Origin of the sequence: Rhizobium sp. CC-YZS058, assembly GCF_034720595.1 — a bacterium.
In the GTDB taxonomy this organism is placed as follows: domain Bacteria; phylum Pseudomonadota; class Alphaproteobacteria; order Rhizobiales; family Rhizobiaceae; genus Ferranicluibacter.
The window spans coordinates 63,727-89,798 of sequence record NZ_JAYESJ010000001.1 but is presented as its reverse complement, the minus strand read 5'-3'; the positions used below and the strand labels follow the sequence as shown (position 1 = coordinate 89,798).

At 67.3% G+C, this 26,072-nt stretch carries 23 protein-coding genes; 12 read left to right on the top strand and 11 right to left on the bottom strand.

The genetic code is table 11. From position 1 onward, the window contains the following. Positions 1–14 precede the first annotated feature (14 nt). Both U8330_RS00420 and U8330_RS00415 read right to left on the bottom strand, forming a co-directional pair. The gene (locus tag U8330_RS00420; RefSeq protein ID WP_323103104.1) at positions 15–1,196 is read right to left on the bottom strand and encodes a PLP-dependent transferase; all 1,182 of its coding nucleotides are present in this window, start codon (positions 1,194–1,196) and stop codon (positions 15–17) included. Further along, the gene (locus tag U8330_RS00415) at positions 1,193–1,915 is read right to left on the bottom strand and encodes a FadR/GntR family transcriptional regulator (protein WP_323103102.1); all 723 of its coding nucleotides are present in this window, start codon (positions 1,913–1,915) and stop codon (positions 1,193–1,195) included. The genes U8330_RS00420 and U8330_RS00415 overlap by 4 nt, the downstream gene beginning before the upstream one ends. Before the next feature lie 211 nt (positions 1,916–2,126). On the opposite strand from U8330_RS00415, the gene U8330_RS00410 reads away from it, so the two are divergent. Next, complete coding sequence (locus U8330_RS00410) at positions 2,127–3,197, top strand: PHB depolymerase family esterase (RefSeq protein WP_323103100.1); 1,071 nt, start codon at positions 2,127–2,129, stop codon at positions 3,195–3,197. A gap of 9 nt (positions 3,198–3,206) precedes the next feature. On the opposite strand, the gene U8330_RS00405 is transcribed toward U8330_RS00410, so the two are convergent. After that, positions 3,207–3,998 carry a GntR family transcriptional regulator gene (locus U8330_RS00405; protein WP_323103098.1) on the bottom strand — a complete coding sequence of 264 codons (792 nt, stop codon included), beginning with the start codon at positions 3,996–3,998 and terminating at the stop codon, positions 3,207–3,209. Positions 3,999–4,187: 189 nt separating this feature from the next. On the opposite strand from U8330_RS00405, the gene U8330_RS00400 reads away from it, so the two are divergent. The 6 genes from U8330_RS00400 (at position 4,188) to U8330_RS00375 (ending at position 9,318) form a co-directional block, all read left to right on the top strand. Continuing rightward, positions 4,188–5,453: an ABC transporter substrate-binding protein gene (locus tag U8330_RS00400; protein ID WP_416236783.1), complete on the top strand. Its 1,266-nt coding sequence runs from the start codon at positions 4,188–4,190 to the stop codon at positions 5,451–5,453. Positions 5,454–5,579: 126 nt separating this feature from the next. Beyond that, a complete protein-coding gene (locus U8330_RS00395; RefSeq protein WP_323103096.1) occupies positions 5,580–6,701 on the top strand; it encodes an ABC transporter ATP-binding protein in 1,122 nt (373 codons plus the stop codon). After that, positions 6,698–7,645 carry a carbohydrate ABC transporter permease gene (locus U8330_RS00390; protein ID WP_416236782.1) on the top strand — a complete coding sequence of 316 codons (948 nt, stop codon included), beginning with the start codon at positions 6,698–6,700 and terminating at the stop codon, positions 7,643–7,645. The genes U8330_RS00395 and U8330_RS00390 overlap by 4 nt, the downstream gene beginning before the upstream one ends. Before the next feature lies 1 nt (position 7,646). Then, a complete protein-coding gene (locus tag U8330_RS00385; RefSeq protein ID WP_323103095.1) occupies positions 7,647–8,531 on the top strand; it encodes a carbohydrate ABC transporter permease in 885 nt (294 codons plus the stop codon). A gap of 42 nt (positions 8,532–8,573) precedes the next feature. Beyond that, positions 8,574–9,074, top strand: a complete 501-nt coding sequence (locus U8330_RS00380) for a GNAT family N-acetyltransferase (protein WP_323103093.1) — start codon at positions 8,574–8,576, stop codon at positions 9,072–9,074. Positions 9,075–9,180: 106 nt separating this feature from the next. Next, on the top strand, positions 9,181–9,318 hold the full coding sequence (locus U8330_RS00375; protein ID WP_323103092.1) for a hypothetical protein: 138 nt from the start codon (positions 9,181–9,183) through the stop codon (positions 9,316–9,318). 33 nt (positions 9,319–9,351) lie between these two features. Here the strand turns inward: U8330_RS00375 and U8330_RS00370 are convergent, their stop codons facing one another. The 3 genes from U8330_RS00370 to U8330_RS00360 form a co-directional block, all read right to left on the bottom strand. Next, complete coding sequence (locus U8330_RS00370; RefSeq protein ID WP_323103091.1) at positions 9,352–10,728, bottom strand: FAD/NAD(P)-binding protein; 1,377 nt, start codon at positions 10,726–10,728, stop codon at positions 9,352–9,354. Positions 10,729–10,808: 80 nt separating this feature from the next. Further along, the gene (locus tag U8330_RS00365) at positions 10,809–12,797 is read right to left on the bottom strand and encodes an adenylate/guanylate cyclase domain-containing protein (protein WP_323103090.1); all 1,989 of its coding nucleotides are present in this window, start codon (positions 12,795–12,797) and stop codon (positions 10,809–10,811) included. Then, complete coding sequence (locus tag U8330_RS00360) at positions 12,797–16,459, bottom strand: FecR domain-containing protein (protein ID WP_323103088.1); 3,663 nt, start codon at positions 16,457–16,459, stop codon at positions 12,797–12,799. Before U8330_RS00360 ends, U8330_RS00365 begins: the two co-directional genes overlap by 1 nt. 171 nt (positions 16,460–16,630) lie before the next feature. Between U8330_RS00360 and U8330_RS00355 the strand changes: the two genes are divergently transcribed. Then, on the top strand, positions 16,631–17,155 hold the full coding sequence (locus U8330_RS00355; RefSeq protein WP_323107065.1) for a Pycsar system effector family protein: 525 nt from the start codon (positions 16,631–16,633) through the stop codon (positions 17,153–17,155). Here the strand turns inward: U8330_RS00355 and U8330_RS00350 are convergent, their stop codons facing one another. Beyond that, complete coding sequence (locus tag U8330_RS00350; protein WP_323103087.1) at positions 17,156–17,899, bottom strand: sulfate transporter family protein; 744 nt, start codon at positions 17,897–17,899, stop codon at positions 17,156–17,158. 165 nt (positions 17,900–18,064) lie between these two features. Between U8330_RS00350 and U8330_RS00345 the strand changes: the two genes are divergently transcribed. From U8330_RS00345 to U8330_RS00335, 3 genes are read left to right on the top strand one after another with little or no spacing between them, the layout of a single operon-like run. After that, positions 18,065–19,426: an amidase gene (locus U8330_RS00345; protein ID WP_323103086.1), complete on the top strand. Its 1,362-nt coding sequence runs from the start codon at positions 18,065–18,067 to the stop codon at positions 19,424–19,426. After that, positions 19,426–20,352, top strand: a complete 927-nt coding sequence (locus U8330_RS00340) for an ROK family protein (RefSeq protein WP_323103084.1) — start codon at positions 19,426–19,428, stop codon at positions 20,350–20,352. The genes U8330_RS00345 and U8330_RS00340 overlap by 1 nt, the downstream gene beginning before the upstream one ends. Beyond that, positions 20,349–21,068: a copper homeostasis protein CutC gene (locus tag U8330_RS00335; RefSeq protein WP_323103083.1), complete on the top strand. Its 720-nt coding sequence runs from the start codon at positions 20,349–20,351 to the stop codon at positions 21,066–21,068. Before U8330_RS00340 ends, U8330_RS00335 begins: the two co-directional genes overlap by 4 nt. On the opposite strand, the gene nagA is transcribed toward U8330_RS00335, so the two are convergent. From nagA to U8330_RS00320, 3 genes are read right to left on the bottom strand one after another with little or no spacing between them, the layout of a single operon-like run. After that, a complete protein-coding gene (gene nagA / locus U8330_RS00330; RefSeq protein WP_323103080.1) occupies positions 21,060–22,220 on the bottom strand; it encodes an N-acetylglucosamine-6-phosphate deacetylase in 1,161 nt (386 codons plus the stop codon). The genes U8330_RS00335 and nagA overlap by 9 nt on opposite strands. Continuing rightward, a complete protein-coding gene (locus U8330_RS00325) occupies positions 22,217–23,245 on the bottom strand; it encodes an SIS domain-containing protein (RefSeq protein ID WP_323103079.1) in 1,029 nt (342 codons plus the stop codon). The genes nagA and U8330_RS00325 overlap by 4 nt, the downstream gene beginning before the upstream one ends. Positions 23,246–23,260: 15 nt before the next feature. Continuing rightward, positions 23,261–24,025 carry a GntR family transcriptional regulator gene (locus U8330_RS00320; RefSeq protein ID WP_323103077.1) on the bottom strand — a complete coding sequence of 255 codons (765 nt, stop codon included), beginning with the start codon at positions 24,023–24,025 and terminating at the stop codon, positions 23,261–23,263. A 193-nt stretch (positions 24,026–24,218) separates the two neighbouring features. On the opposite strand from U8330_RS00320, the gene U8330_RS00315 reads away from it, so the two are divergent. Further along, positions 24,219–24,836: a LysE family translocator gene (locus U8330_RS00315; protein ID WP_323103076.1), complete on the top strand. Its 618-nt coding sequence runs from the start codon at positions 24,219–24,221 to the stop codon at positions 24,834–24,836. Between the two features lie 15 nt (positions 24,837–24,851). Here U8330_RS00315 and U8330_RS00310 read toward each other — a convergent pair whose 3' ends face one another. Continuing rightward, positions 24,852–26,060 carry an MFS transporter gene (locus U8330_RS00310; RefSeq protein ID WP_323103075.1) on the bottom strand — a complete coding sequence of 403 codons (1,209 nt, stop codon included), beginning with the start codon at positions 26,058–26,060 and terminating at the stop codon, positions 24,852–24,854. Between the last annotated feature and the right edge of the window lie 12 nt (positions 26,061–26,072).

The window sequence follows — 26,072 nt, the reverse complement described above, 5'->3', positions numbered from 1 at the left end:
GCAGTCTGGTCTTCTCAGGCAGCGGCGGCCGGAGCCGCCGCTGCAATCGCGTGTTCGAGATCGCGCCAGAGCGCCTCGGTGCCTTCGAGCCCGACATGAAGGCGCACCGAGCGGGCGCTGATGCCGAAGCTCTTGGCAGAGTTGGGTTCGGCCTTCTGCTGCAGCACGACCTCGCCGGGCACGATCAGGCTTTCATGCCCGCCCCAGGAAACGCCGAGCTTGAAGAGCGACAGCCGGTCGGCAAAGGCGCGGACATCCACACCCTCGCGGAAGATGAAGGAAAAGAGGCCGGACGTGCCGGAAAGCCCAGGCGGCAGCCGGTTGGCAAGACCCGGATGGCAGACCGTTTCCACTACATCGAGGGCCTGCAGACGCGCGGCGACGGCGAGCGCTGATTCCTGATGCTGCTTCATGCGGATCGGCAGGGTGCGCAGGCCACGCAGGATCAGCCAGGCATCGAAGGGGGAAAGCTTGCCGCCCATATAGGGATAGGCCTCGGCGCGAAGCCGGTCGATCATCGGCTTGGAGCCGGCCACCACGCCAGCCACCACGTCTGAATGGCCGCCCAGATATTTGGAGGCGGAGTGGAGCACAAGATCGCAGCCGAGCGAGAGCGGCTTCTGGAAGATTGGCGTCGCCCAGGAATTGTCGATGACCGAAATCGCGCCATGGCGCCGGGCAATCGCAGCGAGCGCGCCGACATCATGGGCCTCCATCACCCAGCTGGTCGGGCTTTCCATGTAGAAGAGCTTCGCGCCCGGCATCGCCTTCTCGACAGCCGCCTCGTCGCGTCCGTCCACATAGGTCACCTCGACCTTCATGCGCTTGAGCAGCGTGCCGAACAGGCGGAAGGCATCGGGATAGACATGGCGCACGGCGACGATCCGATCGCCCGGCTCCACGAAGGTGAGGACCGTGGACGAGATGGCGGCCATGCCGCTTGCAAAGCCCAGCGCATCCTCCGCGCCCTCGAGCTTTGCGAGCATCTCCTCGAACAGCCGAACGGTGGGGTTCAGCCCGCGCGTATAGACCGGCCGGCTCTTCTCGCCGCGATAGGTCTCGACCATTTCATCATAGCTCGAGAAGGTGAAGAGCGAGGTCTGCACGATCGGCGGCACGACGGCATCGAAGGCGTGGCCGGCATCATGGGCGACGATCAGCTGGGCGAGATCGAAGGGATCCTGGCCTGAACTCATTGGGACATGTCCTTGATATCTTCCTCGACGATGGCGAGGATCTTCAGCGTTTCGCCACGCGCACCCTCGGCATCGCCGGCGGCGATGGCATCGAACAGGGTGCGGTGGAAGGGAAAGGAGCGGGCCGCGAAATCGGGCCGGTCGAAGGGTTTCGACCAGAACCTCTCGAATCCGCCGCGCATCTGCTCCAGAAGCTGGCGAAAGAGCGGATTGTGGGTCGCGTCGTAGATCGACAGGTGAAAGGCGAGATCGGCTTTGCCGGACGTGCCTTCGGCAAGATGCACGGCCTCCATCTCGTCGAGCCGCGCTTCGATGATCGTCAGATCCTCCGCCGTTCGCCGGCGCGCGGCCGCCATGGAAGCCTCCGCCTCTATGCCGCGGCGGACCTCCAGCGTCATCAGCAGCGCATCGCGCAGATTGGCCGCCTCGAAGGAGAGCGGCATGTGCACGGTGCCGGCGGAAATCGGCTTCAGGAGATAGTTGCCGCTGCCCTTGCGGCTTTCGACCACGCCCAGCGCCTGGAACTTGCCGATCGCCTCGCGGATCGTCGAGCGGCCGACATTGAGCGCGATCATCAGTTCGCGTTCGGCCGGCAGACGCTCGCCAGCCTTGAGGCCGGCTCGCTCCACATAATCCGCCAACGCCGCCTCCACCTGCTGCGCCCGGTTGATCGGGGGCAGGGGCGCAATCTGGGGCCTGTCTGCAGAAGAAGCGGGCATGAGGGCACGTGTTAGAATTGGTCTGACATCTTGCCAATTGAGGGGATCGTTCTCGTTCTGTCAAGCAGGAACACGCAGGCTCGGCTCCTCGCGACGTGTCGCCTGCAGGCGAACTCGCGCCGCGCGGCGTTGAAGCACCATCGTCCCCGACCTATATTGTGCAGCGCAACATGGATCGTGCCCGGAAGCCCCCGGGACGCAGGAGACCGCCATGCGAAGCCTCGCCGATACGATCCAGCGCCTCAGCCAGTTCCGGCTCGACCCCTTGGGTGACGAAGACGACGAGACGCGCCTGTCGCCGTTTCTCTTTCCGGGGCGCAACCCGGGCCAGCTGAAGGCCTGGACCTATGTGCCGGACATTGTCCGCCGCCCGCCGCTGGTCGTCGTGCTGCATGGCTGCAAGCAGACGGCCGCGCGCTACGATCGCGGCGCCGGCTGGTCCCAGCTTGCCGATCAGGCCGGCTTTGCCCTGCTCTTCCCCGAGCAGCAGCGTCAGAACAATCCGAGCCGCTGCTTCAACTGGTTCATGGAGGCCGATGCCACGCGCGGCGCCGGCGAGGTCGCCTCGATTCGCGAAATGATCGAGGAGATGATCCGCACGCAGGATATCGATCCGCGCCGCATCTATGTGACCGGGCTTTCCGCCGGCGGCGCCATAGCCTCGGCGCTGCTGGCCGCTTATCCCGAGCTCTTTGCCGGCGGGGCGATCATTGCCGGCCTGCCCTCCGGCGTCGCCTCCACAATCCCCCAGGCCTTCGATCGCATGCGCGGCCACGGCCTGCCTTCGGCGCCCGATCTGCAGGCGAAGCTCTCCGCCGCCTCGCCGCATCATGGCCCCTGGCCGGCCGTTTCGGTCTGGCAGGGAACGGCGGACCGGACGGTGGCGGAAAGCAATGCCATGGCGATCGTCGACCAATGGCGCGGCGTCCATGGCCTTGGCCCGCAACCCGACCGACGCGAGGAGGGCGCGCTGCGCACCCGCATGGTCTGGAAGGACCGGACGGGTCGGGACGCGATCACCCTGCACCTGATCGAGGGCATGGAGCACGGTACGCCGCTCGACGTCGCGAGCGGCTTCGGCGAGGCAGGGCCCTTTATGCTCGATGTCGGGATTTCCTCCACGCTGGAGATCGCCCGAAGCTTCGACCTGGTCAAGGGCCCGACCCGGCGCCAGACGACGCGTGACACGAGCGAGCGTGCCACCAAGACCGAAGCGCCGGTGCTCTCCCGCGTGCAAAGGACGATCGAAAGCGCGCTGCGCTCGGCCGGGCTGCTGCGCTAGGGCCGCGGCTCAGAACTGCTGGATATCGCCCGATTCCGATTGGGCGAGCGTCAGCGGATAGCGGTCGGGATGGTGGACGAGCGTGGTGAGATTGACCGCGCGGTTGCGGGTGTCGAAGGCGATCTGATCGACGGTCAGCACGGCGGCCGGCGGACGCATCTCCAGCCGCTCCGCCTCCTCCGTGGTGGCGAGCCTGGCGCTCAGCGTGTTCTGCCCGCGCACTGGACGGAGATGATAGCGCTCCCGCAGCTCGCCATAGAGCGAGCGGTTGCCGGTGCTCCAGTCGAGCTCCAGGAGACCCGGAACACGGGCCGCCGGCAGCCAGTCGGTCTGGATGACCACGGGGCGCCCGTCGAGCAGGCGCAGGCGGGAAAGCACGATGACCTCCGCGCCGATCGGCAGAAGCAGCGGCCGGCTGATCTCCAGCGGCGCCTCGGCGATCCGCGCGTCGATCAGCCGGTTTTCCGGCCGACGCCCGTTGGCGAGCGCCGTTGCGGTGAAGCTCTTCAGGATCTGCAGCTCGAAACCCCGCCAGGGATCGACCACATAGAGGCCCTTGCCCGGCTGGCTCTGCACCACGCCCTGCGCCACGAGATCGCGGATGGCGTGGCGCACGGTGATGCGGCTGACCCCGAAAATATCGACCAGCGTCCGCTCCGAGGGCAGCTTGCCGTTGCGCGGCAGCCGGCCGGCCTCGATCGCTTCGAGGATGGCCGCATGCAACTGACGATGCAGCGGACGCGGATCTTCCCGATTGAGAATCCCCTCGCCGCCGAAGGCCCCCATCGCATCCGCCATCATCGCGCAGTCCCCGGTTTGCCTGCTTTCGAGCAACCGTTGCACGAGAATTAGCAAGCGTCAATTTTCTCTCATAACCGATGTTGACATGACTGGATATATCCAGTCGTATGCAGAGGCAGACAAGAAGCCGAAGAGCTTTCTGCCGACCGGCGGGGCCAACCCCCGGCGACGCCAACCAGGGGAACTGACATGACAAAGACGATGACGCGCCTTGCGCTCGGCACCAGCCTGATTGCCGGCCTGCTGATGAGCGGTGCCGCCCGGGCAGAAACGATCTCCGCCTTCTGCGCCGCCACCGAATACGACTTCTGCGCCAAGGTGGCCGAGCAGTGGAAGGAAAAGACCGGCAACGAAGCCAAGATCAACAAGATGCCGGCGACGCTTGACGATGCGATCCCGCTTTACCAGCAGCTGCTCGCCGCCCAGTCCACCGATGTCGACGTGCTGTTCCTCGACGTCATCTGGCTTGGCATGTTCAAGGCGAACCTGCTCGACCTGAAGAGCGTCGTGCCGGATACCGACGTGAAGAAGCATTTCCAGTCCACGCTCGGCGCGGCTGAACTCGACGGCAAGCTGGTGGCGCTGCCCGCCTATATGGATGTCGGGCTGATGTTCTACCGCAAGGATCTGCTCGAGAAATACGGCATGGCCCCGCCCAAGACCTGGGACGAGCTCGCCACCCAGGCCAAGGAAATCCAGGACAAGGAACGCGCCGCCGGCAAGGCCGACATCTGGGGCTATGTCTGGCAGGGCAAGAGCTATGAGGGCCTGACCTGCGATGCGATCGAGCTGATCGCCTCGAATGGCGGCGGCACGATCATCGACCCGGACGGCAAGGTGACGATCGACAATCCGGCTGCCGCCGAGGCGATCGACAAGGCCCGCGGCTGGGTCGGCACGATCAGCCCGGAAGGCGTTCTGAATTATGACGAAGAGGCCGGCCGCAACATCTTCGAAGCCGGCAACGCCGTCTTCCACCGCAACTGGCCCTATGTCTGGGGTACCTCGCAGACGGACGGCGGCGCGATCAAGGATAAGGTCGGCATGATGCCGCTGCCGGTCGGCAAGGACGGCCAGAAATCCTCGGGCTGCCTGGGCCCGATGTATTACGGCGTATCGAAATTCTCGGCCCATGCGCAAGCTGCGGCCGATTTCGTCAACTTCATCACCTCCGAACAGAGCCAGAAGCTGCGCGCGGTCGACTACGCCTTCAACCCGTCCATTTCCAAGCTCTACGAAGATCCGGACGTGCTGGCAAAGCTCCCTTTCCTGAAAGACACGGTCCAGGCCTTTGCCGATGCCGCCGTCCGCCCGTCCGGCTATACGGGAACCAGCTACAACCGCGTTTCGCAGGCGTTCTATCGCTCCGTGCATGACGTGCTGTCCGGCGGCGAGGCCGGCCCGGCGTTCAAGACGCTTGCTGCCCGTCTGGAGAAGCTGAAGGAAAGCCGCTGAGCGAGGGCCCGGTTCGGTTGCGCGGCGGCCTCTGCCGCTGCCGCGCGCCGATCGGCTCTCTCCCCAGCCGGCCGCGCATCATCAAGGCGCGGCTGTTTTCGACCGTCTGACAGCCAAGAGGTCCGCATGGCTTCCGTCACGCTTGCTGCCGTCGCCAAGAGCTATGGCACCCATCCGGTCATCCAGGGCGTCGATCTTGAGATCCGCGATGGTGAATTCGTGGTCTTCGTCGGCCCCTCCGGCTGCGGCAAATCCACCCTGTTGCGACTGATCGCCGGCCTTGTGCCGGTGACGAGCGGCATCGTCTCGATCGGCGGCGACGATGTGACCGACGTGCCGGCCTCCAAGCGCGGCATCGCCTTCGTCTTCCAGTCCTACGCGCTCTATCCCCATATGACGGTGGCCCGCAATATCGGCTTTGCGCTGGAAACGTTGGGGCTGAAGCGGGATGCGATCGCCGCCAAGGTAGCGGGCGTCGCCCGCATGCTGAAGGTTGACCACCTGCTGGCCCGCCGCCCGCGCGAGCTCTCCGGCGGCCAGCGCCAGCGCGTGGCGATCGGCCGGGCGCTGGTTCGCCAGCCCGACGTCTTCCTCTTCGACGAACCGCTCTCCAACCTCGACAGCGACCTGCGCATGGAAATGCGCATGGAGATCGCCCGCCTGCATGGCGAGCTGGCCACGACGATGATCTATGTGACTCACGACCAGTCCGAGGCCATGACGCTCGCCGACCGGATCGTGGTCTTGAACCATGGCCGGATCGAGCAGGTGGGCACGCCGCAGGAGCTCTACCACGCGCCTGCCAACCGCTTCGTCGCCGGCTTCATCGGCAGTCCGCGCATGAACTTTCTGACGCTCTCTGGAGCCGAAACGCCTGGCCTGCTGCGGGGTCCGGGTGGCCTCGATCTTCAGGTCGGCTTTGCAGAAGGAACGGCCGCTCCCGCCTCGCTCGGGGTGCGACCGGAGGGCCTCAGCCTTGCGCCCGCCGGCACCGGCCGCCTGCGCGGCCGGCTCGAGCGGCTGGAGGATCTGGGCCATGAGCATTTCGCCTATGTCCGGATCGATGCGGACACGCTCTGGGTCACCCGCCTTTCCGGAACGCCGCCCTACCACCTGAAGGGGGAGATGGTGGATCTGGCCTTTGCCGATGACGACCTCTTCGTCTTCGACGCCGAGGGCCGCAGGCTCGATCATGGGGCGAGCGAGACGCGCAACGCGCTTGCCCGCTTCGTCGGGAGCCGGGCATGACAGCGCCCGTCGAGCTCGCTCCGTCCCCCAGCGCAAGGCGGCCCACGCGCCAAGGCCTGAGCCGGCTCATCATCGCCGACCGCCGCGCCGCCTGGGCCTTCCTCGCACCGATGATGCTGGTGATCGCCGCAGTCGCCCTCTGGCCGCTCGGGCGCACCTTCTTCTTCTCGATCACCGATGCCTTCCTCGACGATCCGCGCAATTACTCGATCGTCGGCATCGCCAACTTCCTCGAGATCCTCGACGACCGGTCCTGGTGGGTGGCGGTGCGCAACACGCTCACCTTCACCGTGATCTCCGTCAGTCTCGAGACCGGGCTCGGCCTGGCCATCGCGCTCCTCGTCAACCAGGCGATTCCCGGCCGCGGGCTGGTGCGGGCGGCGGTGCTGGTGCCCTGGTCCATCCCCGTGGTCGTCTCCGCCAAGATCTGGGAATGGATGCTGAACGACCAGTTCGGCATCATCAACACCCTGCTCGTTGGCATCGGCGTCCTCGACAAGGGTGTCGCCTGGACCGCCAATGACGGGCTGATCATGGGTGTCGTCATCTTCATCGATGTCTGGATGACCACGCCCTTCATGGTGCTGTTGATCCTGGCCGGCCTGCAGATGATCCCGGGCGAGCTCTTCGAAGCGGCCGAGGTGGACGGGATTCCGGCCTGGAAGCGCTTCTGGTCGATCACCCTGCCGCTGCTGCGCCCGGCGCTCGGCGTCGCCATCCTCTTCCGCGTGCTCGATGCGCTGCGCATGTTCGATCTCGCCTATGTGCTCTCCGCCAGCAACGAGAACATCATGACCGTCTCGATCTATGCCCGCGACCGGCTGATCTCCTTCCAGGAACTCGGCACCGGCTCGGCGGCCTCCAGCCTCGTCTTCCTGCTGGTGGCACTGATCGCCATTCTCCTGATGGGGCTGCTTCGCCTCGACCGGGCCGCGGGAGCCTGAGATGACCGACATCACCGCACCGTCTCTCAAGACCCGCCGTCGCTCCAGCCAGTATTACCGGACCATGCGCCGCGTCCGCCAGGTGCTGCTGGGTCTCGCGACCGTGCTCGTGCTTGTCTACATGCTGTTTCCCTATTACTGGGCGATCGTTTCCTCGACCAAGCCCGGCGCGGCCCTGCACAACGGCTCCATGCTGCCGCAATGGGACTTCACCTATTACCGACAGCTGGCGGACAACACCGTCTTCATGGGCTCGCTGCTCAACTCCGCCTTCGTGGCCGGCTGCACCACCGTGCTGTCGCTGGCGCTCGGCATCAGCGCTGCCTATGCGCTCGGCCGCATCGATTTTCCGCAGAAGCCGTGGATGCTGACAGCCGTGCTGATCGTCTCGATCTTCCCGCAGGTGGCGGTGCTCTCCGGCATGTTCGAGCTCATCTCCTTCCTCGGCCTCTACAACAGGCCGAGCGGTCTGGTGCTCACCTATCTGCTCTCCACCGTTCCCTTCACCACCTGGATTCTCACCGCCTTCATCCGCGAATTTCCGCGTGAGCTGGAGGAGGCCGCGCGCATCGATGGGTGCTCGCACTGGCGGATCCTGACGACGATCCTGCTGCCGCTGATGGGCCCCTCGCTCGCCTCGACCGGCATCCTCGCCTTCATCCTCGCTTGGAACGAGTTCCTCTTCGCGCTCACCTTCACGCTGACCGACGAGAACCGCACCGTGCCCGTGGCGATCAGCATGATCACCGGGGCAAGCCGCTATGAATATCCCTTCGGCCAGATCATGGCGGCGTCCGTCTCCGTCACCCTGCCGCTCGTCGTCCTCGTGCTCATCTTCCAGCGCCGCATCGTGGCTGGCCTCACCGCGGGCGCGGTGAAGGGCTGAGCGCGACGGCTCTTATTCGCATCTCGAACAAGGATCAAACCCATGGACATGCTGGTCAAGCTCTACGAGCTCTCGCCCGATCCCAAGGTCTCGGCGCGCATGGAGGCAGAAGGGGTTACCATCCGCCGGCTCCTTGCGCCGGAGCTGAAAAGCCTGACCGACTGGCTGGTGCCGCGCTTCGGCCATGGCTGGGCAAGCGAGGCGACCGTTGCCGCCACCCGCTCGCCGCCCACCTGCTTCATCGCCATCAAGGATGGCCAGCTGCTGGGCTTCGCCTGCCATGATGCCACCGCCAAGGGCTTCTTCGGGCCGACCGGCGTCGACGAGGCGGCGCGCGGCAAGGGCATCGGGCACGCGCTCCTGCTCGCCACCCTGCTCGACATGCGCGACCAGGGCTATGGCTACGGCGTGATCGGCGGCGCCGGCCCCATGGGCTTCTACCGCACGGCCGTCGGCGCCATCCCGATCGAAGGCTCGATCCCCGGTATCTACAAGGGCATGCTGCGCACCGCCGTGCCGGACGGCGTCGATCATTCGGACTGACCGCCGCCCCCGTGCGACGTCTGGCCGCCGGCTTTTCCGCCCTGCCGCCATGGCGTTGCAGGGCCCGGGCTGGTAAGCCCGGCCGATCACGGCAAGGAGCAGGCCCATGGCGAAACAACGCAAACCCGAGGACGAGGGACGGCAGCTTCCCAGGACGGCGATGATCTTCGCCGTCGCGCTCGTCGTGCTCGGCACGATCGGCAGCCTGTTCGTCTCAATCGTCCTCTACATGAAGAGCCCTTGAGCGGCAGGCGAAGCGAAGAGGACGTCTCGCTCGCTACGGCATGGTCCGCCACGCCGCCGCGATGCCGGCCATCGCGTCGGCAACCGCCTTGGCCTGGACGCGGATGTCGGGCACGGCAGTGATTTCCCAAAAGCGCCCGGCGGTGAGCGCGCCGACGGCGAAGAGGCCTGGTTGCGGCTGCCCTGCTCCATCCAGCACCTGAGAACGGTCATCGACGACAAGCCCGAGGCCGAGCGGATCGAGGCTGATCATGGTGCGCGCCGCCATGTCGCTCAGCAGCGGCGAGTGGCCGAGGCCGGCGCGCTCCATGCCGGTGCAATTGATCACCCAGTCGGCCGGAAGCCGCATCTCGCCCTGCCCGCCGCGCGGCCGGAAGCGCAGCGTCACGCCCTCATGCGCCGGCTCGATCACCCTGAGGAAACCGGCATGGACCGTCACCGTTCCATCCTCCATGAGCGCGGCGAAACGCCGGTGGACGGACGGGGCGATGCGGTGGCGGTGGATGTTCCACCAGGCGAGCGCATGGCGCAGGAAGCGCGCGCGCTCGGCTTCCGGCAGGCGCTGCCACAGTGCCTGCGTCTGCGGCCGAAGCCCATCCATCACCGCCCGCCACTCCACGCCGGCCCGCACCTGCGCACGCAGACCGGCAAGCAGGCGGGAGAGGGTCAGGCTTCCCTCGAGCAGCGCAGGCTCGACCGGCGGTACCGGGTCTGCCGCATGCGGATGCGGCACCAGCCCGCGTCGAGAGAGGACATGGATCCGCCCGCGATGGCCCTTGGCCTTAAGCGTCAGCACCTGATCGACCATGGTGAGGCCCGACCCCAGGATGCAGATTTCGTCCTCCCGCCCGATCTGCGACAGCCAGCCGAGCCGCCAGGGATTGGCGATGATGCGCGGCATGGCCGCCGTGCTGCAGCGCCCGGGCGGCAGCGGCAGGCCGGCATTGCCGAGCCCGAGGCAGAGCGCCACGGCGCGCGCCTGCAGCCGCTCCCCGGTATCGAGCGCGAAGGTGGGGCCACCGGAGGCACAGGTGATGCAATCGACCGCCTTGGCTTTGACGAAGTCGAGACGCGCACGCTGGCCGCGGCTGCGCAGGAGGCTCGCCAGCGTGTCGCGCAGATAGAGCCCGTAATCCCCCCGCGCGGCGAAGTCGCCGGCCTTGACGGCGCGGCCCTGGCGCGTCAGCCAGTCGAGAAAATGATCGGGCTCGTCCGCAAACAGGCTCATCCGCCCGGCCGGCACGTTCAGCCGGTGCAGGTGAAACTCGGTTCGATACGCCGTACCGCGGCCAAAGCCCGGATCATCGCTGATAACGGCGATGGAGGCCTCGGGCGGCAGGGTCCGCAGCAGGTGAACCGCGACGGCAATGGCGGAAAACCCCGCGCCGACGATGGCGACATCCGCTTCCATCCGTTTTGTCTCCGCTCCTGCACCGCATTCAATCTACTGTCTGAATAGACTAAATCCAGGGACGATCGCGGCAGAAGCGATCAGCGGAGCCGGTCCCGGACAAGGGAATAATAGCGGGAAAGGCCGGGCAGGCGCGCTGGCAGCTCAATGAAGGCCGGATCGTCGGCCGCAAGACCCTCGTCGTATTTCCGGGCCAGGAAAGCGGCATGCGCGTCCAGCGCCGAAGGATCGGCACCGGGCAGAACCGTGAAGACCGGCGAGAGGATCGTGCGGCCCTTGACCTTGATGCTGTCGAGCTCGGCCACCGGCAGCCTATCCCTGACAGCCTCGGCGGTGCTGGCGCCGATCAGCAGCGGCACGCCGTAATTCTTCGATTCCCCTTCCAGCCGCGAGGCGAGATTGACGGAATCGCCCAGCACGGAATAGTCGAAGCGGCGGGCCGAACCCATATTGCCGACCACGCATTCGCCGGTGTTGATGCCGATCCCGATCTTGAGCGCCGGCGGGGCTGCGCGGCCCGCCGCTTCCGCTTCGGCCAAGAGCTCCGCGTTCAGCACCTCGATCGCGTCCAGCATGGCGAGTGCGGCATTCACCGCGCGCCTGCCATGGTCCGGCACGTCGAGCGGGGCGTTCCAGAAGGCCATGATGCAATCGCCGATATATTTATCGATCGTGCCCCCGGAGGAGAGCACGATCTCGGACAGCGGCGTCAGCAGCCGGTTGATCAGGGTCGTCAGCTGCTCGGGATCATCCTTCAGCGTCTCGGAAATGGTGGTGAAGCCGCGCACGTCGCCAAAGAGGACGGAAAGGGTGCGCCGCTCGCCGCCGAGCTTCAGGCGCGTCGGATCGGCCGCCAGCTGGGCGACGACGGCGGGTGAAAGATAGCTGGCGAAGGCCGCGGTAATATCGCGCCGCCGCCGCCGCTCGGCCGCGAAATCGAGGCCGGACTGCGCGCCGACGACCAGCAGATAGGCGCCAACCGGCCCGGCCGGGGAAACGAATACCCCACCGAGCCGCATCAGCGCCAGGCACCCCGCCACCATCAGCGGCAGGAACAGGATGGTCAGCGCCGTGCTCTGCCAGCCTGTCGCGCGGAAGACGACGAGGGCTGCAAGCAGCGCCCCGAACAGGATCGACAGGATGACGGTTGCACGCGTACCTTCGGTGATGAACAGGCGATTGGCGAGATTGTCGTAGATCGTCGCCTGAACCTCGACGCCGGCCGTCAGGCGCCCGGTATGGATCGTGTCCGCGGTGACGAAGGTATCGGCGCCGCCCGCATCGATGGTGGGCGCGTTCTGCAGGCTGAGCCCGACCATGACCACCCGGTCCTTCAGGAAGCCGGGCGGCAGGAAGAGCGCGGGCTCCAGCGCCTGATAATAGGAAATCGTCTGGTAGGTTCGCGGCGGGCCGAAGGTCTGGATCAGCGCCGGACCATCGGGAACAGTCGGGGTCCGGCCAGCGACCTCGGCCAGACGGCGGGCGAAGCCATCTTCGAAGGACGGGATGTGGCGCAAGACGCCGTCGGCGCTGATCTGCACCGAGGCGATGCCGATCTTCGCCCCACTGGAAACGAGCGCCGGCAAGGGTTCGGTGCGGATGAACTGGTCGGCCTGGGGCGAGCGGATGGTCGTTTCGTCGCCGGCCAGCACCACGTCCGGCCCCAGCGCTGCGGCCAGTGCGGCATCATTGACGGGATCGGACGAGGGTTCGGCAAAGATGATGTCGAGCCCGATCGCCTTGGCGCCGGCCGCCCGCAAGGCCGTGACCAGCCGGGCATGGAGCGCCCGCGGCCAGGGCCATTGCGCTGCAACCTCGGACATGGAGGGCTCGTCGATCGCCACCACGACAGGCCCGTCGGCAGGCGGGTTCGGGGCGCTCAGCGTCGAGAGGAAATCATAGCTCCTCAGCTCGATCAGCCGCCATGGCGGCGTCAGCGCGGCAAGGGCGAGCAGAAGGACCGTGAGCGGGACCAGCAGAAGCAGGCCGAGCCGCCGGCGCCGCTGGTCACCGCCGGTCACATCCGGCGCGCGGGCGGCCTTGAGAACCTTCGCCTCCGTGACGGCCATCAGAACCGCACCTTGAGGAGCGCGCGAACCGAGCGCCCCGCGCCCGGCGCACCCGGCTGGATCGTAAAGTCGGGTCCGATGACCCCCGGCAGGCCGCGCGACAGCGTGATATCCTCATTCAGCAGGTTGAAGGCCGCGACCTCGAGCGAGACGCGCTTGTCGAGCGGCTCCCAGACGAAATTGGCATCGAGCGTCCAGGCGTCGCCCACCGACCGGGCCTGGCTGTCCTCGCGCGGGCCGAAATAATTGGCGGCGATCTGCGCACGATACTGCCAGTCGCTGACATAGGTCAGCGCCACCTGGCCGGCACTTTCCGCCACATAGGGAACGGCCCGGCCGTCCGAAGGGCTGGCGGGATCATCGACCTTCGAGAAGGTCCGCGCGATCGTGCCGGACAGGCCGAAGCCCCCGCCGAGCCACAGATTGGCGGTCAGCGCCGCCCGGTCGATGCGGCCCTGTGCGAGATCCGTGGTAACATGCGACGGCAGGCTGGCCGGATCGTCGATCGAGAGGCCCCGCGCCTCCTGATGCTGCAGATCGAGCGCCGTGAAGAACCGGTCGCTCCACTGCGCATCCCAGCGCGCCGCCAGCGTATCGAGCCTCCCGTCGAGACCCAGCCCCACCGCATTGGGCTGAATGCCGACCACCGTGGTCGGCGAGAGGGTAGGAACCTCGAAGCCATAGCTCTGGCGGAGAAAGGCCGCACGCAGCCACTGCCCGTCCGCCGGGCTGAAGGCCAGTCCGGCACGCGGCTCCAGGCGGCCCACGGCGGCGATATCGCCATCGAGACGCGTTCCGGAAAGACCATATTCCGCCTGCAGCGCCGGTGTGATCGCCTGCAGACCGTCCACGTAGAACCGGCCGATCGTCAGGCGGTCCTCGACACGGTCGGGCGCGAGCGGCGCGAACTGCGTTTCCGCCTCGACATCCAGTACCCCACCCTCGACCCCGTAGCGCCATGTGACATCGCCGGCCTCGACCATGTGGTTGAGGGCAAGGATGGTCGTCTGCTGTGTCGCGCGCTCCGTCGCGGAAAAATCCGAGCCGTCCTCAAGCGTGACCTCCAGCGCCTGGCGGCTGCGCAGTCCCGCATGGAAGAGGCCGAGATTGACCGCGTTGCGGTCGCCCAGACTATGGCTCCAGGCAAAACCCGCCTCCGTTGAAACCGCATGCGTATCGAGGGCCGTGCGGACCGAGAGCACATCGCCGAAGAGCAGGGAACTGAGGTCGGACTGCGACCGAACGGAGGACCCGTAGGCGACCAGCCTGTCATCTGCCGTTGGGCTGGCCGTCACATAGGCCGTGCCGCTGCGGATCCGGCCCGATTGATCGAAAAGGCCGCCGCCATCGCTGTAGAGCCCGCCGCCCGGCGTCTGTTCATACTCGAACGTCGCGTAGAGGCTGATCGGAATGGGCGCTATGCCGAAAGCCTGCACCTCGGCCGTGCCGATCGCTTCCGTCTCCCCATCGACATCCGACACGCCGATGCCGAGCGAGGTTTCGAGGAAGGGGGTCGGAATGATCTGCCGCCGCCGCTCGCTGCTGGCGAGCGCCTGCGGGTCGAGCAGCAGGCCCTGGATCAGCGAGGAGCTGCTGGTGGGCGAGGAGATCGCATCGATCGCATTGGCGCCGAGACCGGCGCCGGTGACGAAGGGATTGACCGTGCCGCGGATCGCCTGGTCGAAATAGCCGGTCGACTGGAAGGGGTCGAAAACGACGTCGCCATAATATTGTCCCCAGGCATCGAGCCCCTGGAAGCGGAAGGCATCGTTGAGCACCGAGCCGGCATCGCGATTGGCGCTGATCGTGCCGAAATCGCCGCCCTGCGCCCTGCCGCGCTTGAGGAACTCCTGCGCCTGACGGATTGCCGTATCGGACTTGTAGTCGTCGATGGCGGCGGCGGCGCGGATTTGCGGGACCAGCGGGTCGTTCGGGTCCAGCCGGTCGGCATTGTCCAAAGCCTGCTCGAAGGCCACGCGCTCGCCACGTTCCAGATGCGCAGCCGCCAGCAGCGATTGCCCGAAGCTGACGCCCGGATTGGCGGCGGAGGCCGCCAGCAGGTCTTCGAGCGCCGCATCCCTCTGGCCGGTCTGCAGATGGTAGCGCCCGCGCGCAAAGAGCACCATGTCGAAACCCGGATCGGCGGCCATGGCGAGGTCAAGCTCCGCCTTGGCATCCGGAAAGCGCATCTGCTCGAGATAGAAGAGAGCGAGGTTGGCGTGGTAGAGCGCGTCCTGCGGGTCGAGATCCCGCGCAGTCTGAAACGCGCGGAGCGCTGCATGGCTGTTGCCTCGCGCGCTCTCCAGGAGGCCCAGCGTGTTCCAGGCGTTGGAATCGCCCGGCTGGGCTGCCACGGCTGCCCGCAGATCGGCCACCGCATCCTCCAGCCGCCCCTCGACGCTGGCGCGATAATCGCCACGCGTGTCGAGCGCCAGCGACTGGGTGGGGTCGAGCGCCAGCGCGCGCTCGAATGCTTCGCGGCTCTGGGCGCGGTCGTTGATGACCAGCGCGATCTTGGCGCGGGCGGCGGGCAGCAGGGGATTGTCGGGATAGCGCGCCTCGGCGCGCTTGAGGGAGGCGGCGGCCTCGCGAATGCTGGAAAGGAAGCCAATCGTATAGGCTTCCCCGAGCGCGCCATAGGCGCCGCGCGGTCCCTTGGGCGCGGCCTCCACATGGGCTGGGTCGGCCAGGGCGCGGGTGTAATAGGCCGCATAGTCGGCAACCGACCGCCGCTCCGCATCGAGCCCCGGCCGAGCGCGGGCAAAGAGCGCGAGCGCGTGCTCGAAGCGGTTTTCGGCCGCGGCGATCATGCCGTCGAGAAAATCCGCCCGGGCAGCCTCCCCATGCCTGAGCCCTTTCGCCCGCGCAAAGGACAGGGCCGATGCGGCAGCGGCTCTCCCGGACAGGGTGAGCTCCACCTCCGCCAGCGTCAGCCAGTCCTCGGCCGTGCGGACGCTTTCGGGGCGGCCGAGGATCCGGCTTTTCGCGGCTTTCATGGCCTGGGTCGTCAACGTCGAGGCCGGTAGCAAGGAAAAGCCGTCGCGCAGCGGCAGGTAATAGAGCATCTGCTCGCGGTCGTCGGAATTGACGATGATGACCTTGCGCGGCGCCTGGCCGATGGCCGCGACCGCCGCTTCGCCGCGCCGCACCCGCACGCTGCCCTGCGCATTAGAGAGCTCGACCTCGCCATCGAGCACGGTGAGCGAGGTCTTGCCGCCCTCGCCGATCGACAGCGTCCAGTCCGTGCCGCGAATGGCGGCCGTGGCCGCGGGTGTAGCAACCGACAGCCCCTGCCCGCCGCGCTCGGCGCGGGCCCAGATCGTGCCGGATTCGAGGCTGAGGGCAGCATCGGCCGTTCCCGCCCGCATATCCTTGACGCGCAGCGCCGTGTTGCGTCCCAGCCGGATCTGGGTCCGATCGTCGAAGAGAAGCGCGAGTTGGCCGGTCGCGTTGGTCCGCAGCACGTCGCCTGCCACCACATCCTGGCGCAGATCGACAGACCGCCAGTCGCTGACGTCGACGAAGCGGATCTCCTCGCCATATTTGCGGGCGATCACCGCGCCGACGGTGCCTTCGCCGCGCTGGACAGGATCGGCCGCTGCCGGCCGAACCAGGACCGGCGCCGCCAGCACCATGCATGCAACCCGGATTTTCCAACCCATGACAGCCCCCGCTTGCCAAGATGCCAGTGGAGCGCCTCGGCTTGCAAAGTCAAGCTTGGCGCGTCGGAGCGCCTGTTTCAAACCGGACGTTTCGGGTCGGATGTTGCTTTCGGCTCGCGTTCGTGGTGAGAAAAGCCGTGGACGAGGGGAAGACGAATGGACGTGGACCTGATGGGCGAGCCGCGGATCGGGGCGGACATGCCGCCTTCTGCCGCAGGCCGTGAATATTTCGATCACATCAAGACCGTGAACGACATCTTCTACGACCAGATCAAGATTTCCGACCAGAAGGCCGCCTATATCTTCACCTTCATGCTCGCCTTCCTGATCTCCTCCAGCGAGGGGCGCGGGGTCTTCACGCTCTCGCGCTACTTTACCGCCGCCTGGCTGCCGGCCACCGTCTCCGGCATTCTGGCGGTCGCCTCGGTCTTCTCCATCATCTGCGCCATTCTGGTCATCCTGCCGCGCCACGCGGCCAAGACGACGACGCTCTTCTGGGGCGGCTGGCCGCGCCACCGCGATGCCTTTCGCGAGGCCGCGCTGCGCAGCGATCTCGATTATCTCTTCGAGCAATATATGGACAATGTCGACGTGCTATCGGGGATCGCGCGGCAGAAATATCGCTTCGTCGGCTTCGCCTTCCGCGGCCTGGTCGTCACCGTGCTCGCCTATGTCTCGCTGCTGATCGTGTCCTGATCAGGCCGGCTGCAGGCGCTGCCGGGTCTCGGCCGCGCCGAACTGCGGATCGCGCCGGGAAAGCTGCTTGTGCAGATGCACCATCAGCCCTGCGGCAAAGAGCGGCGTGGTCAGGTTGAGAAGCGGCACGGCCAGGTAGGCGGCGAGCAGCAGGCCGGCGAGGAACACCCGCCCCTTGTGCCTGGCGCGAAACTGCCGGGCCTCGGCGGGACTGCGATGGCGCATGGCGGCGAATTCGAAGAACTCCCGGCCGAGCAGATAGCCATTGACGAGGAAGAAGGCGACGAGATTGACGCCCGGCACCAGCAGCAGGAGGAGAGCCAGCAGGTTGCCGAGCAGCACGACGCCCAGGAACTTCAACCCCTCGATGAGCGCCGTGCCGAAAGGGAGCGCGCGGCCCGGCGGGTCGGCCGGAAAATCGCGCCGCTCGATCACCTCCGCCACATCGTCCAGGAAGAAGCCGGCGATCAGCGCCGTCACCGGCGCCAGCACGAGCGCCAGCGCCAAGGCAAGGCCGATGCTCGCCAGAAGCCCGATGAAGAAGGTGAGCCACCCCGCCCAGTCCGGCGCGCTCGGCATCATCTGCGTCACATAGGGCGTCAGGACGTAGAGCACTGTCTCGCGCAGCGCGAGCCAGAGAAGCAGGAGGGCCGCGAGCGTGAGGCCGAGCACCTTCCAGAAGGTGGAGCGCGTTTCCGGCGCAACGAGATTGGCAAGGCCGGCGCGTGCAGCATCGACGATCATCGGCAGCGTTTCCTCTTGCCCATCACCCACCACGCAAGGCCCGCCCGCTTTCGTTCGTGAAAGCTTGCGGGCTTGTTGCGGCACCGCCCAGCATGTATGTCGCCAGAGGCGGCGCCGCAAGAACGGCAGCGCCGCGGGCCTGAAATCAAGCCGACGAGCCACGCCATGCCGCATTCGATCACCGGCCGTTCCGCCGCCAGCCTGTCCGTCCTCCTGCAGTCCGGCCCTCTCGACCCGGTGACGCTTCTGGAGGCCGTGCTGGAAGCGGTGGAAGGGGCCGATCCGGCCATCTTCACCGCGCTTTGCCCCGAGCGCGCCCGCCGGGAAGCAGACGCCGCACGACGTCGCCTGGCCGAAGGACGCGCGCTCGGTCTTCTCGACGGGATCCCGCTCGCCTGGAAGGATCTGTTCGACATGGCCGGCATGGCGACGGCAGCCGGATCCGCCGTCCTGCGCAGCGCCCCCGTTGCAACGGCCGATGCCCCGGTCGTTGCCGCCCTTTGCGCGGCCGGCATGGTGGCCGTGGGACGCACCAATATGAGCGAGTTCGCCTTTTCCGGACTCGGCCTGAACCCGCATTACGGAACGCCGGAGAACCCGCGGGCCACGGGCGAGGCGCGGGTGACCGGCGGCTCCTCCTCCGGCGCGGCGGCCGCCGTGGCGGCAGGCCTCGTTCCTGTCGCGATCGGCAGCGATACCGGCGGCTCGGTGCGCATACCCGCCGCCTTCTGCGGGCTGGTGGGTTACAAGGCCAGCCGTTGCCGCTATCCGATGGAGGGCGTCTTCCCGCTGTCCACCAGCCTCGATACGCTGGGACCTCTGACCCGCAGCGTGCAGGATGCGATTTGGGTCGATGCCGCCATGCGTGGGATGACCGCACCGGCGGTGGAGCGGACGACGCTTTCCGGCAAGACCTTGGTCGTGCCGACGAGCGTGATCTTCGACGAGGCCGAGGCCGGCGTCGTCTCAGCCTTCGAGAGCGGCCTTGCCCGCCTGGCTGCCGCTGGCGCGCGGATCGAGCGGCGCACCTTCCCACTCTTCGACGAGGTTCTGGCGCTCGGTGCCCGCCATGGCGCGCTCGTGACCGCGGAGGCCTATGCCCTGCATCGGGCTCGGCTGGAAACCGACGCTGCGGCCATGGATCCGCGCGTGGCGAACCGCGTCGCGCTCGGCAGCCGCATCGCCATGGCCGATTACGTGGCCCTTCTCGCCGCCCGGCGGCGGATGGTCGCCGCCTTTGCCGAAGAGATCGGGCCCGACAGCCTGCTCGTTCATCCGACGGTCGCCCATGTCGCGCCGAAGATCGCCCCGCTGCTTGCCGATGACGCCCTGTTCGTCGCCACCAATATCCGCACGCTCCGCAATACGATGCTGACCAATTTTCTCGACGGCTGCGGTGTCTCCCTGCCCTGCGGCGCGGGCGAGGAGGGCATGCCGGTCGGGCTCCTGCTCTCCGCCCCGCATGGGCAGGACGACCGCCTGCTGTCCGCCGCGCTGGCGGCCGAACCCCTGTTGATGGAGCTCTGATGATCGTCTGTTTCGATATTGGCGGATCGGCGATCCGTGGCGCGGTGGCCGCCTCGCCCGAAGAGATCCGCCCCCTGTCTCGCCGGCCCACACCGCTGCATGATTTCGAGGCTTTCGTGGGCGTGCTCGCCGATCTCATCGCCGAATCCGGCACGCAGCCGGAGCGGATCGCGCTGTCGATCGCCGGCGTGGTCGATCCGGACAGCCAAGCCGGCAAGGTCGCCAATATTCCCTGCATCGACGGACGCATCCTCTCGGCCGACCTGCAGGCGCGCCTGGGCATGCCGGTGCTGGTGGCCAATGATGCCGATTGCTTCGCCCTTGCCGAAGCCGGGATCGGCGCGGGACGCGGCCATCGAATCGTCTTTGGCGCGATCTTCGGCAGCGGCGTCGGCGGCGGGGTCGTGGTCAATGGCCGATTGATCAACGAAGCGGGCGGCTTTGCCGGCGAATGGGGCCATGGCCCGGTCGCCGCCGCCTTTGCCGGCGATCCGCCGGTCGCCATTCCCGCCTTTGCCTGCGGCTGCGGCCAGAAGGGCTGTATCGACGCCGTGGGCAGCGCGCGCGGCATGGAGCGACTGCATGAGATGCTGCACGGCCAGAGGCTGGAAAGCCGCGCCATCACCCAAGCCTGGGAAGCCGGAGACGAGAAGGCGGCCCGCACGATCGAGATCCTGGTCGATCTCGTCGCGTCGCCCTTGGCGCTCGCCATCAACATCACCGGCGCGACCATCGTGCCGACGGGCGGCGGCCTGTCCTCCTCCGCGCGGCTGATGGCGGCGATCGATGTCGCCACCCGCGCCCGCACGCTGCGCCGCTTCGACCGGCCGCTGGTGGTCCAGGGTCTTTGCCCGACGCTCTATCCCGGCATCGAACCGGGCCTGATCGGCGCCGCCCTGCTGGCGCTCGGAGCCGGGCCGCAATGAGCGCCGTTCTCCTCGAAGTCTGTGTCGACGATGCCGAGGGGCTGGATGCGGCGATTGCCGGCGGGGCCGACCGGATCGAGCTGTGCGCGGCCCTGGCGCTCGGCGGCCTGACCCCGTCGATCGGCCTGATGAAGCGGGCAGCGGAGGCCCCGATCCCGGTCTTTGCCATGATCCGCCCGCGCGCCGGCGGCTTCGTCTTCAGCCAGGACGAGATTGGCCTGATGGAGACGGAGATCGACGCGGCTCGGGCGGCCGGCCTTTCCGGCGTCGTGCTCGGCGCCAGCCGGCCCGACCATGGCCTCGACCTGCCGACGCTGGCCAGGCTGATCGAACGCGCGGACGGGCTCGGTCGCACGCTGCACCGCGCCTTCGACCTCACCCCGGACAAGGAGGCGGCGCTGGAGCAGGCGATCACGCTCGGCTTCGACCGGGTGCTGACCTCCGGCGGCGCGATGAAGGCGATTGACGGGCTCGCGACGCTGAAAGCCCTTCATGCCCAGGCTGCAGGCCGCATCAGCCTGATGCCCGGCTCCGGCGTCACCGCCGCCAATGCCGCTGCGCTTCTGGAAAGCGGCGTGCGCGAACTGCACGCCTCCTGCGCCCGCCCGCTCGAAGAGGGCGACGCGACGCTTCTGCGTTTCGGCTTTGCCTCCGAGGCCATGCGCCGCACCGACCGGGAAACGGTGCGGACCTTGAAGGCCGTGCTGTCAGGCTGAGAAGACCGCCTCGCCGCCTATATAGGTGGCGATCATCTCCAACTCCGTCGTGAGCAGAAGGAAGTCGGCATCGAGCCCCGGCAGAAGCCGGCCCTTGCGCGCCGACAGGCCTATCGCATCCGCCGGATAGGCGGACGCCATGCGAAGCGCCTCTTCGAGCGGCAGATCCAGTGTCTGGTGTGCAAAGCGCACCGAGGAGATCATGTCGATATCCGCACCGGCCAGCGTGCCATCCGCCGCCGTCAGCCGGCCATCCTTGCGCAGGATGGTGCGGCCGTTCAGCGTGAAGGACTGCTGATCCGAGCCGATGGTCGACATGGCGTCGGTGACGATGAAGATCCGCCCGGGCCCTGCCTTGGCGCGCAGCGCCACCGACATCGACACGGGATCGACATGATAGCCATCGGCGATGATTCCCGCATGGAGCGTGCCGAGATCGAGCGCCGCACCGACCGTGCCCGGTTCGCGCGAGCCGAGCGGGCTCATGGCGTTGAAGAGATGCGTGACCATGCGCGCGCCGGCCAGCGCATAGGTGGCGATCGTCTCGTAATCGGCGTCGGTATGGCCGAGGCTGACGGTGATGCCGGCACGGGTGAGCGCGGCCACCTGTTCCAGCGTCACGTTTTCCGGCGCGACGGTCGCCAGCACCGCATCGAAGAACGAGGCGCAGGCGAGATGGGCATCGAGATCGTCGGCCTGCATCGGCCGGATCAGGGACGGATCATGCACACCCTTTCGGGCGAGCGAGAGATGCGGGCCTTCTAGATGCAGGCCGAGGAAGCCCGGAACGTCAGCCTGTCGCGCGGCGCGGCCGGCCGCGATCGCCGCCGTTCGGATCTCCGGCGTGTCGGTGATCAGCGTGACCAGCAAGGCCGTGGTGCCGAACCGGGCATGGGCAGCGCAGATGGCCTCGATCGCATCCGGCTCCGGGCGATCGTTGAAGAGCACGCCTCCGCCGCCATTGACCTGGAGATCGACGAAGCCCGGCACCAGCAGCGCGCCACCGGCGTCGATACGCTCGATGCCGTCCGGCAGATCGGTAGCCGGCACAAGGCCGGTGACAAGACCCTGATCGACAAGAAGCGCCCGGTTCTCGGTCCAATCCTGGCCGTCGAAGATGCGGGCGCCGGTGACAGCGAAGGAGCGGCTCATCGGGTTTCCGTCACTTTCTTCAGCGCGACAGGCTGATCCGGGTTGAGGCCGCGGGCCCGCGAAAACGCCTCCACGAAGCCGTAGAACGGCAGGACAAGCGCCAGGGCATCGGTGAGCGGGTGGCCGGTCTCGACGAAGGGAAGCGGCGCGGCCTTGCTGGCGTGGCTGGAAGTGACGAAGGCGCGCGCGCCCTTGCCTGCAAGATCATTGAGGATAGCGGCCACCGAGCTTTCCGCCTTGTCGCGGGCGGCAAGCCCCAGCACCGGGAAGGTGCGCTCGACCAGGGCCACCGGCCCGTGCAGCACTTCCGCCGCCGAATAGGCCTCGGCATGCAGGCCGGAGGTTTCCTTGAACTTCAGCGCCGCCTCGCTGGCAATGGCCAGGGCCGGGCCGCGACCGAGCACGAAGAGCGAATCCGCCTCGCCGATGCCATCGGCGAGCGGCTGCCAGTCGAGCCGGACGGCGCGGGAGAAATGCTCCGGCAGGGCGTTGACGGCTCGGCCGAGCGCCTCGTCCTTCGTCCAGGCGGCAAGGATGGCAAGGCCGGCGACGATTGAATTGACGAAGGATTTGGTTGCGGCCACCGCGATCTCCGGGCCGGCCGCAAAATCGATCGCGTGCCGGCTGGCAGCGGCGATCGGCGAGGGCAGCGTGTTGGTCAGCGCGATGGACACGGCGCCGGCATCGGTCGCAGCCTGCGCCATGGCCACGATGTCGGGGCTCTTGCCCGATTGGGAGATGGCGATCGAGGCCGCGCCCGAAAGCCGGATCGGCGCCGCGTAGATGGAGGCGAGCGAGGGTCCGAGCGAGGCGACCGGCCGGCCGGTCGTGAGCTCGATCGCATATTTCAGGAACAGGGCGGCATGGTCGGACGAGCCGCGCGCGATGGTGACGAGGAAGGCGGGGTCAGCCTCGCGCAGAGCGGTACCCGCCGCATCGAGGGCCCCGCCTGCAGCCTCAAGAAGCCGGGCGGCCGCCTGCGGGATCTCGTCGATCTCGCGACGCATATGGGTCGTGTCGGTCATGGTCTGTCCTTCCTGTCATGTCCTCTCGCCGAGGGTCAGCTCCGCGACGAAATCATAGGCATCGCCGCGAAACAGCGAATGGGTGAATTCCACCGCCCGGCCGGTGGCGAGATAGGCGACACGCTCGATCGACAGGCAGGCAGAACCCGGCGCGATGCCGAGCAGAGCCGCATCCGCAGGCCGCGCAGCCTGCGCCGACAGCCGCTGCACGGCGCGCACCGGCCGGGCGCCCGCCTGGGCAAGCGCGGTGTAGAGCGATCCCGTGACCTCAGCCGGATCCGGGAGAACGCTGGCGGAGACGCTGGCCCGCTCGACAGCTAAGGGCACATCGTCGGCGATCCGCAGCCGCCCGAGACGGGCCACCATGGCATCGGCCGAAAGCCCGAGCGCCATCATTTCGGCGGGCGCAGCGGGAAAGAGGCCGCGCTCCAGCCATTCGGCTCTCGTCGCAAGGCCCCGGCGGGCCATGTCTTCTGAGAAAGAGGTGAGCCGGGAAAGCGACTGCTCCATGCGTGTCGGCGGCGCGGCGACGAAGGTGCCGGACCCCTGCCGGCGCAGAAGCAGGCCATCGCGCACCAGATCCTCCACCGCCTTGCGCACGGTGACGCGGCTGATGCCGGCCTTGGCAGCCAGATCGCGCTCGGCCGGCAGCGCCTCGCCCGCCTTCAGTCGCCCGGCCCGGATCGCCTCCTCCAGCGCCTGGCGCAGCTGCAGATAAAGAGGCCCGGCGCTGGCGGGAAAGCCCTTCGCGGGCAAACAGTCTGCCGGGGTAACCGCCATGGGCGCCTCTTGTCCTGCTGCACGCGCCGAAGCGTGAGCCATCATCGACGCAGACGATACCAAAAAAAGACCATTGCGCCAATAGCCGGCATGCAGCCATTAATCAAACGATATTGGTAGATACCATTACCTGTGAGACTGCTCTTGGCAGAGGCGAGTGATTTCGCTAACGCTCCATCGTGGGAGGCACGTCATGACCATTTCGAATCTCATCGCCTACGCAGGCGCCCTGTTCGTCGCCGCGGCCATTCCCGGCCCTGGCATGACCGCCATCGTGGCGCGGGCCTTGGGCTCCGGCTTTCGCGAGACCTTCCTGATGGGACTCGGCCTGATCCTCGGCGATCTCGTCTATCTGACCGGCGCCGTGCTCGGCCTTTCCTTCCTGGCGCAGAGTTTTGCGACGGTGTTCTTCATCATCAAGATCATCGGCGCGCTCTATCTCCTCTTCATCGCCTGGAAACTGTGGACGGCAGGTCTCATCAGCGAGCGGATCGAGGCGCGGCCGCCCGCAGGCGCGGTCTCGGCCTTCCTGTCCGGCCTCTTCGTCACGCTCGGCAATCCGAAGACCATGCTCTTCTACCTGGCGCTGCTGCCGACGCTGATCGACCTCGAGGCCGTGACGCTGCAGGATTATGTGGCGCTGGTGGTCATCACCTTTCTCACGCTGCTCTCCGTCCTGCTGCCCTATATCCTGCTCGCTTCCCGCGCACGCCGCCTGCTCGGCCGCCCTTCGGCGCTGAAGGCGCTCAATCGCAGCGCGGCCGGCGTTCTCGGCGCCACGGCCGTCTATATCGCGCTGCGGCCCGCCTGATCGCCTCTTTGCCGCTCAGGCGACGGGGCGCGGGTGGAAACCGTCGAGCAGGATCAACAGGGAAATGCCGATGGCACCGGCCGCTCCGCCGATGATCGAGGCGAGGGAATAGGTGCCGACGGCGGTGCCGAGCGCGAAGAGCAGCGCGCCGAGCCCGGCACTCAGGAACATGTTGACCGAAATCAGCGCGCTGCCGAGGCCCGGGCGGTCGGCGATCAGATCCTGGAGATAGGTGATCGGTATGCTGATCAGCGCCGCTGCCCCTGCCCCGCTGATCAGCGTCAGCGCGTAGAGGTGCCAGGGCGCCGTGGAAAGACCCAGCAGGACCAGATAGAGCACGTAAAGCCCCGTGCCGGCGGCCAGCACCGGCATGGCGCCGAAGCGGCGCACGACCCGCCCGAGCACGAGGATGAAAGCAACCTCCAGGAGCGCGACGATGCCGACGAGCACGCCGATATCGCCGACCTTGCCTCCGGCCGGCCCGACGACGATCAAGGGCTGCACCACGCCGTTGACATGCAGCATGCCGGTGACGAGCGCGACGGCCAGGACCCGCACCGCAATCCGCGGCGACATGACATGGGCGAGCGCTGCCCAGTAGCTCATATGGTTGATGACCAGCATCTCGGTCGGTTTCACCTTGGGCATGGCGAAGGCGATCAAGCCGAGACAGGCCACCACGGCGAGTGCGGCGAAGAGATAGGCCGGCAGCATGGTCGATGATTGCGCCAGCAAGACGCCGGTCAGCCCCGGCACCAGAACCCAGGAGAGCGAGATCATGGCGCGAACGCCGGAATTGACCTCGGCGATCGTTTCACCCGGCATGTCCCGCGTAACAGCCCGGACATTGGCGAAAAGCAGCGAATTCAGCGCCCCATAGACCGGCAGGACGAGAAGCGCCGCGCCGACGAAGACGGCCTGGGTCGGCACCAGATAGATCGCGCCATAGCCGAGGATGCCGAACAGACAGACGACCAGCATCATGCGCCGATATTCGCCCAGCCGATCGGCAAAATTGCCGACGAGCAGGCTGACCAGCACATTGACCGCCGCGGCCGATGCCATGATTGCCGAATAGGCGCCATCGCCGAGCCCCAGCTCCTTGATGCCGACCACCGACTGGTAGGGCGAGGTCGTCGCGCCCGAAAAGCCAAAGGCGAAGATGGCGAGCATGCTGGTGCGCACGGTCGGGTGACGGTAGATGTCGGGAATGGGGAAAGCCATGGGACGCTGTCT

Bases quoted from the DNA above. Each gene is read 5' to 3' on its own strand.
- U8330_RS00325 (WP_323103079.1), bottom strand. From the start codon at position 23,245: ATGACCGACACGACCCATATGCGTCGCGAGATCGACGAGATCCCGCAG.
- U8330_RS00390 (WP_416236782.1), top strand. From the start codon at position 6,698: ATGACAGCGCCCGTCGAGCTCGCTCCGTCCCCCAGCGCAAGGCGGCCC.
- U8330_RS00385 (WP_323103095.1), top strand. From the start codon at position 7,647: ATGACCGACATCACCGCACCGTCTCTCAAGACCCGCCGTCGCTCCAGC.
- U8330_RS00335 (WP_323103083.1), top strand. From the start codon at position 20,349: ATGAGCGCCGTTCTCCTCGAAGTCTGTGTCGACGATGCCGAGGGGCTG.
- U8330_RS00370 (WP_323103091.1), bottom strand. From the start codon at position 10,728: ATGGAAGCGGATGTCGCCATCGTCGGCGCGGGGTTTTCCGCCATTGCC.
- U8330_RS00350 (WP_323103087.1), bottom strand. From the start codon at position 17,899: ATGATCGTCGATGCTGCACGCGCCGGCCTTGCCAATCTCGTTGCGCCG.
- U8330_RS00405 (WP_323103098.1), bottom strand. From the start codon at position 3,998: ATGATGGCGGATGCGATGGGGGCCTTCGGCGGCGAGGGGATTCTCAAT.
- U8330_RS00380 (WP_323103093.1), top strand. From the start codon at position 8,574: ATGGACATGCTGGTCAAGCTCTACGAGCTCTCGCCCGATCCCAAGGTC.
- U8330_RS00410 (WP_323103100.1), top strand. From the start codon at position 2,127: ATGCGAAGCCTCGCCGATACGATCCAGCGCCTCAGCCAGTTCCGGCTC.
- U8330_RS00340 (WP_323103084.1), top strand. From the start codon at position 19,426: ATGATCGTCTGTTTCGATATTGGCGGATCGGCGATCCGTGGCGCGGTG.
- U8330_RS00315 (WP_323103076.1), top strand. From the start codon at position 24,219: ATGACCATTTCGAATCTCATCGCCTACGCAGGCGCCCTGTTCGTCGCC.
- U8330_RS00320 (WP_323103077.1), bottom strand. From the start codon at position 24,025: ATGGCGGTTACCCCGGCAGACTGTTTGCCCGCGAAGGGCTTTCCCGCC.
- U8330_RS00400 (WP_416236783.1), top strand. From the start codon at position 4,188: ATGACAAAGACGATGACGCGCCTTGCGCTCGGCACCAGCCTGATTGCC.
- U8330_RS00365 (WP_323103090.1), bottom strand. From the start codon at position 12,797: ATGGCCGTCACGGAGGCGAAGGTTCTCAAGGCCGCCCGCGCGCCGGAT.
- U8330_RS00375 (WP_323103092.1), top strand. From the start codon at position 9,181: ATGGCGAAACAACGCAAACCCGAGGACGAGGGACGGCAGCTTCCCAGG.
- U8330_RS00415 (WP_323103102.1), bottom strand. From the start codon at position 1,915: ATGCCCGCTTCTTCTGCAGACAGGCCCCAGATTGCGCCCCTGCCCCCG.
- U8330_RS00310 (WP_323103075.1), bottom strand. From the start codon at position 26,060: ATGGCTTTCCCCATTCCCGACATCTACCGTCACCCGACCGTGCGCACC.
- nagA (WP_323103080.1), bottom strand. From the start codon at position 22,220: ATGAGCCGCTCCTTCGCTGTCACCGGCGCCCGCATCTTCGACGGCCAG.
- U8330_RS00420 (WP_323103104.1), bottom strand. From the start codon at position 1,196: ATGAGTTCAGGCCAGGATCCCTTCGATCTCGCCCAGCTGATCGTCGCC.
- U8330_RS00345 (WP_323103086.1), top strand. From the start codon at position 18,065: ATGCCGCATTCGATCACCGGCCGTTCCGCCGCCAGCCTGTCCGTCCTC.
- U8330_RS00360 (WP_323103088.1), bottom strand. From the start codon at position 16,459: ATGGGTTGGAAAATCCGGGTTGCATGCATGGTGCTGGCGGCGCCGGTC.
- U8330_RS00395 (WP_323103096.1), top strand. From the start codon at position 5,580: ATGGCTTCCGTCACGCTTGCTGCCGTCGCCAAGAGCTATGGCACCCAT.
- U8330_RS00355 (WP_323107065.1), top strand. From the start codon at position 16,631: ATGGGCGAGCCGCGGATCGGGGCGGACATGCCGCCTTCTGCCGCAGGC.